Genomic DNA, 5990 nt, shown 5'->3' with positions numbered 1-5990 from the left:
GGGCGGCCGGGTGTGGCCGGCCCAGCAGCCCGCGCCGGCGCGGACGACCGACGCGCGGTGCGTCGGCCCTCCGCGGCGGCGACAGGCCGGGTACCACAACGCCGGGTGTGCACCGGCTCCAGGCTCGGGCGGGTCACCGCGTGGCGAGTACCTCGCCGTCAACCGATGCGCCGACGGTCGTCTTCGTCGGATCGGTCTCGGCGCCGCGCTGCCGGCGCAGGGCCAGGGTGCCGAGCAGGCCACCGATCATGCCGGCGGCGGTGAGCAGCACCACCAGGAACTCGCCGTCGGCGGTGGCGGTGCGCAGGGCCGCTCCGGTCTTGCCTCCGGTGCCGAGGTCGGCGATCGCGGTGAACACCGCGAGGCCGATGGCGTTGCCGAGGTTGAGCGCGGTGGACGCGATCCCGTTGGCGACGCCTTGTTCCTCGGCCGAGGTGCCGGTGGCCGCGGCGATCCACATCGCGGTCCACACGATGCCCTGGCCGACGCCGGAGACCACGAGTCCGGGTAGCAGGCCGTAGCCGGCGTCCGCGTCGAACCCGACGGCGAGCCCGGCCGTGCCCACCGCGCCGATCACGAAGCCGATCAACAGCGTGCCGCGGGTGCCGATCCCGGTGGCCGGCCGCTCGCCGAGTTGGGTGCCGGCGGCGATCGCCACCGAGGGGATCAGAAACGCGAGACCGGTCTCCAGCGCGCTGTAGCCGTGCACGCTCTGCATCAGCACGGTGAGGAGGTACGGCAGCACGCCGAAGGTGGCCATGTAGATGAAGGTGATGCTCATCCCGACGGTGAGGCTGCGGTTGCGGAACAGCCCTATCCCGGCCTGCTCGACGCCATCCTGACCGGCGCCCGCACCGACGGCCCGGAGCCGACCGTGGGGCAGCCGGTCGCACCACAGGAACCCGGTCGGGTCGTCGACACGGCGCCGACGCTACGAACGAACCCGCCCGGAAACCCGCAATCGGCCCCGGCCACCACACCCGGGCGCGCCCACGAGCCGCCGAACGGACCGTGCCCGCCTAGGACTTCGGGAGGAAGTCGGCCAGCACCGCGGTGACCTGGTCGGGCCGCTCCAGGGATTGCATGTGCGGAGTTCCCGGCAGTTCCCGGTACACCGAGCCGGGAATGCGCGCGGCGACGCCCGCCATGAACTCCGGCCCGGCCGCGGCGTCCCGCTCCCCCGCCAGCACCAGGGTCGGCAGCCGATGACCGTCCACCCGTCCGCGTACGTCCAGCGACCGGTACGCCCGCCAGGTCGCGGCCCAGTCGGCCGGGTCGAAGCGGCGGATGCGCTCGCGTGCGTACCGCACCCCGGGCAGATCCTCGGCCAACGCCTCGGGGGTGAACCAGCGGGTGAGCGTCGGCGCGATCTGGGCCGCCATACCCTCGGTCTCGGCGGCCCGGGCCCGGGCCTCGAACGCCTCGGGCAGCGGGTGGTCGGGCGCACCGAGCAGGGCCAGCGACGCGACCCGGTCCGGGTACACAACGGCGGCGGTCTGCGCGATCGCGCCGCCCAGGGACAGGCCGACCAGGTGTGCCCGTTCCAGGCCGAGCGCGTCGAGCACACCGAGCAGATCGGCGCCCAGTTCGGCCATGCCGCCGGCCGCGGGCGCACCGGCGGCCCGCCCGTGACCGCGCAGGTCGTACGCGAACACCCGACGCCCGACCGCGAGTCGCGCCGCCACCGGCTCCCACATCCGCCAGTCCACGCCCAGCGAGTGCACCAGCAGCACGGCCGGGCCCGCGGCGCCGTGTTCGGCCACCACCGTCTCGTGATCGGACAGCGTCACCGGGCGCAGCGCGGCAGGTCGGGCAATGCCCGCCTCGGTCAGCACCGCGTCCACCACGGCGAGCGCGTTCAGCGCACGCGGGTACCCGGCGTACAGCGCGACGTGCTCGCACAGCGCGAGCAACTCCTCCGGGGTGCGGCCCTGGCGCAGCGCCACTCGGACGTGGACGGCAAGCTGGGGTTCGGCGCCACCCAGCGCGGCCAGCATCGCGACCGTGGCCAATTCCCGGTCGGCACGCCCGAGTTCGGCGTTGGTCAGGGCGCCGGCGCTGTCCACCATGCCGTCGTACAGCTGCGGCGAGCGGGCCCGCACCTCGGCCAGGGCGGCGTCGGTCGGCACACCCATCAGACCTGCGAACTCGCGTCGTCCCCGGTCACGGCGGTCCATGTGCTGCTCCCCTGCGTAGGCTCGGTCGGTGCGACGAATCATCGACGCCGAATCGGTCGGATGTCCAAGATTCCGCCGGACTGACGGTGAGACCTGCCGGCTATCACCCGTCCAGGGGGATCGTGCCTCGGTCCGGCCGGCTTCGTCCCCACCCGTGGGCCGGCGTCGGCCCACCTTGGCTCGACGGCCCCGGGAACCGTCCCGACGTACCCTGCGGGTACGGCCGCGATCGCGGCCGTACCGAATCGCGGAGGGGACGTCACCTGACGGCTGCGACGGGGGTCGGGACGTGGTCGCGGTCGGCGGGATGTTCGGCCAGGGCGAGGATTGCGGCGCCGACGATGCCGGCTTCGGTGCCGAGTGCGGCGGGGACGATGGGGGGCAGTTTTCGGTGGTCCCGGGCGACGACGAGGCGTTCGAAGGTGGCTCGGGTGGGACGGAACAGGTGATCCCCGGTGGCTCCGAGGCTGCCGCCGATGACGACGATCTCGGGATCGAAGATGTTGACGAGTGAGGCGACACCGGCGCCGAGCCAGAAGCCGAGCCGCTCGAAGAGGGCATCCGCCGTGGGGTCCCCTTGTTCGGCCGCGGCGAAGACGGTCTCACCGGTCACCTCGTCGGGGCTCGGGGCGAAGCCCGCCAGCGCACCGTCGGGGTCGGCGGCGACGGCTTCGCGGGCCATGCGTCCGAGTGCCGTTCCCGATGCCTGGGCCTCCAGGCAGCCGGTGGCCCCGCAGCCGCAGATGTTGCCGCCCTCCGGGTTGACGATGATGTGGCCGACCTCGGAGCCGATGCCGGTGTGTCCGCGGTAGAGGGCCCCGTCCAGAATCAGCCCGCCCCCGATGCCGGTTCCCACGGTGAGGACGACGACGTTGTCGCGCCCGGCGCCGCCGCCGAGGCGCCCTTCGGCCCAGGCCGCGGTGTTGGCGTCGTTCTCCACGACGACGGGAAGGCCGGTGCGCTCGATCAGCAGGTCCCGCAAAGGCAGTTCCTGGTAGTCGTTGTTCGGCGCCCAGCGCAGGAGCCCGGCGGGCCACTCGACCATTCCCGCGGCGCCGACCCCGACGGCCCCGATCGCCGGGTACTCGGCCCGGAGTCGGGCGATGAGTTCCAGAAGGGCGATGGGTGTCCCCTCCCGTCCGGGGGGTGTGGGGATGCGCAGGTACCGCAGGATCTCTCCGGACGGGGTCACGACGCCACCGGCGATCTTGGTGCCGCCGATGTCGATGCCGATGGCGAGCCGGGGGGTGGGCGATGCCGCGCTCTGCGCGGAAACCGAGGGGACGTTTTCAGACATGGGCGCAGGCTCCGTCTTGTGGCGTTGGGGTGGTGCGGGAAGTACGGCGAGCGCTGTGGCGATCCCCGGGTGGTGCGGTGGTCGGGTGCCGTGACCGGGAAGGTTTGCCGGGCGCAGCGCCGGGTCCGGTCCGGCGAATCCTGGTGGATCGGGCGTGGCGCTGGTGCCGTGGCCGGAAGTACCGGTTCTGTCCGGTGCGGTTCCTCGGTGTGCCGCCGGAACGTTCGCGTACCGAAGTACTCGGGCGTTTCGGCGGTGCGGCGGTGCGGCGAGGGGCCGTGCCGGGCGCCGGGAACCGGTACACCTCTCCGGCCACGGCACTAGCGCTGGGCGGTCCCGCCGACGTCGACGGCCCCCGCGATGACGTCGCGGATGACCATGGTTGCCGCGCCGCGGGGACCGTTCCAATGCTCCTTGTCCTGGATGAGCAGGAAGGAGCCCGGCGGGGGACCTGAGAAGACGGTGTACTCGTCGACGGCACGCAGCATCGCCTCGTGATAGTCGTCGCTGTACAGGACGAGCCTGTGGGCGTCCGACTCCGACGCGGTGACGGCGTCACCGGTGAAGATGATCTTTGCCGGGTCGGTGCAGGTGATCATGGAGGCCAGGCCGCGTCCCAGCGCGGTGCCCGCGTCGGCGAATGCCTTCCGGGCGCCGGCCTCCTTGCCGGCGGCGCGTGCGCGGGCCTCGTCCAGGTCCTTGGCATCGGCGGCGTTGACGATCGCCGGCGCGGTGGCCATGGCCTCCACGCATCCGCGATTGCCGCAACGACACGGCTCACCGCCGGGGACGGCGACTATGTGGCCGAGTTCCCCGGCCTTGCCGGTCGCTCCCCGATGGGGTTGGCCGTCGCGGAACTCGGACCCGCCGACCCCGTCCCGGGTGACGAGCACCATGAGGAACGAGTCTTCGTTGCGGGCGGCCCCGAACCATCTCTGCGCCGTGCCGAGCGCGTTGGCGTCGTTGTCGACCACGGTGTGCAGCCGGGTGGCCGCGCGCAGGAGACGGCGCAACGGCACCCGCGGGATCGCCCAGTGTTCCCCCCATTGGAGGTGGGGGGAACAGACGACCTCCCCGCTGCGGCCGTCGATGTGGCCGCCCAGTTCGACGCCCAGACCCAGGAGCGGGGCCTGCGCGTCGTCGCGAAGTTCGCGCAGGTTCAGGGTCAGTTCGTCGACGAGGTCACGCACGCCGTCGACGAGGATGTCGACGTCCATGGGCCCGCGAACGGGCGCCAGCGCGAGTTCCCGTGGTTCGCCGACGGGCTCGCCGCGCAGGTCGACGATCAGGCCGGTGAGGCCGTCGCGCCGGATCTCCACCCCGGCGAGGTAGTGCCTGCCGGCGACGACGCGGACCGGGGCGGACCGTCCGAGGCGCCTCGACCCGTCGGGGGCGACGGGCTTGCGGGTGATCAGGTTCTTCTCCTCCATCCGCTGTAGCACCCCGGTCACCGTGCTGCCGCCCAGGCCGGTGATCTCGGCGATGTCCTTCGCCAACGGCCCGTCGACGCGGACGATGGTGTCGAAGATGCGTTCCCAGTTGCGTTGTTGGGCCTGGAGTTGAAGGGTCATCAGTTCCCCGCGTCGCTTGCGCAGACCCGCTTGGCGCAGCATGACTTCGACGGGGATTCCTTGATCGCTGACGGGCACGGTCGACACATCCGTTCTCTCAGGCGGCGGTTTCCGCCGACACGTGAAACGCGCGCTGCATGGGGGTGACGCCGAGGCGGCGATCGTGCTGTCCGGGTGGGGTGAGCAGGACCGCGACCGAAGACCTTCGCTTGGCGTCCCACGCCAGACTGAACTCGACGTGGTCGCCCACGCGGAGCCCGTCACGGTCCCGGGGCAGCAGTCCGTTGTGGTGCTGCCTTCCTCCGCCGGAGTACCAGACCTCGCCCCGCTTCTCCTTGTGGGGAAGCAGATTGACGCGCCCGGCGTACCTGCGCGGCAGCAGGTCCCACGGCTCCAGGCGGTGGTGGAGGTGTTGCGCGTACTGCTCCTGGTGTCCGTTGAGATAGAGCACGACGTGGAAAGTGCAGGAACCGAGTCCGAGCACCAGGGTGGAGGGCGTGGGCATCGGGAGGAAGACGTTGCTCCCGCTCGCGTTGGCCGCTGCGATCCAGAGCGCTTCGGGCTTTCGCCCGACAACGGCGTAGAGAGCGGCGTAGTGCAGATCGTTGAATCCGGCGAGGAGTTCGATGTCCTTGCGGAAATCCGATCCCAGTCGCAGCTCCGAGTTGTGCTCGGCCGCGATCCCGCAATACTTCTCAACGGCCTCGCAGGCCCTCGCGGCCGTGCGTTCGCGGTCGCGTTCGTTCTTCCCCTTGCGCATCGGGGTCCCCTATTCCTGCGTTTCCTGCATCAATCCGGAGTTCGTGCCCGCTCGGGGCCGAGCCGATCGGATCCCGTGGGTGGGGGGGTCGCGGGGGGCCCCGAGCCACCGGGCCGTCACCTGGTTTCTTGGGTGGGGCGACGCGCGGGAGGGGTACACCTTGGGCTCGCGTAACGAAGAGCGGG

The 5990-nt window shown here is 72.0% G+C and carries 5 protein-coding genes; all 5 read right to left on the bottom strand.

Annotation, left to right across the window (positions count from 1 at the left end; translation table 11 throughout):
* Positions 1 to 133 precede the first annotated feature (133 nt).
* Positions 134 to 811 carry an MFS transporter gene (locus ABZS54_RS41720; protein WP_355548291.1) on the bottom strand — a complete coding sequence of 226 codons (678 nt, stop codon included), beginning with the start codon at positions 809 to 811 and terminating at the stop codon, positions 134 to 136.
* A gap of 208 nt (positions 812 to 1019) precedes the next feature.
* Positions 1020 to 2177: an alpha/beta fold hydrolase gene (locus tag ABZS54_RS41715; RefSeq protein ID WP_355548288.1), complete on the bottom strand. Its 1158-nt coding sequence runs from the start codon at positions 2175 to 2177 to the stop codon at positions 1020 to 1022.
* Between the two features lie 259 nt (positions 2178 to 2436).
* Positions 2437 to 3474 carry an ROK family glucokinase gene (locus ABZS54_RS41710; RefSeq protein ID WP_355548285.1) on the bottom strand — a complete coding sequence of 346 codons (1038 nt, stop codon included), beginning with the start codon at positions 3472 to 3474 and terminating at the stop codon, positions 2437 to 2439.
* Positions 3475 to 3794: 320 nt separating this feature from the next.
* Positions 3795 to 5087: an ROK family transcriptional regulator gene (locus ABZS54_RS41705; protein ID WP_355548282.1), complete on the bottom strand. Its 1293-nt coding sequence runs from the start codon at positions 5085 to 5087 to the stop codon at positions 3795 to 3797.
* A gap of 55 nt (positions 5088 to 5142) precedes the next feature.
* Positions 5143 to 5805 (bottom strand): hypothetical protein, encoded by a 663-nt coding sequence (locus ABZS54_RS41700; protein ID WP_355548279.1) that lies wholly within the window; start codon positions 5803 to 5805, stop codon positions 5143 to 5145.
* Positions 5806 to 5990 lie beyond the last annotated feature (185 nt).

The sequence above is a fragment of the Embleya sp. NPDC005575 genome (genome assembly GCF_040605455.1).
In the GTDB taxonomy this organism is placed as follows: domain Bacteria; phylum Actinomycetota; class Actinomycetes; order Streptomycetales; family Streptomycetaceae; genus Embleya.
Note: the sequence above shows the minus strand (reverse complement) of the source record. Positions and strands in the feature narration are given on the sequence as shown.

Bases quoted from the DNA above. Each gene is read 5' to 3' on its own strand.
- ABZS54_RS41715 (WP_355548288.1), bottom strand. From the start codon at position 2,177: ATGGACCGCCGTGACCGGGGACGACGCGAGTTCGCAGGTCTGATGGGT.
- ABZS54_RS41710 (WP_355548285.1), bottom strand. From the start codon at position 3,474: ATGTCTGAAAACGTCCCCTCGGTTTCCGCGCAGAGCGCGGCATCGCCC.
- ABZS54_RS41705 (WP_355548282.1), bottom strand. From the start codon at position 5,087: ATGCTGCGCCAAGCGGGTCTGCGCAAGCGACGCGGGGAACTGATGACC.
- ABZS54_RS41700 (WP_355548279.1), bottom strand. From the start codon at position 5,805: ATGCGCAAGGGGAAGAACGAACGCGACCGCGAACGCACGGCCGCGAGG.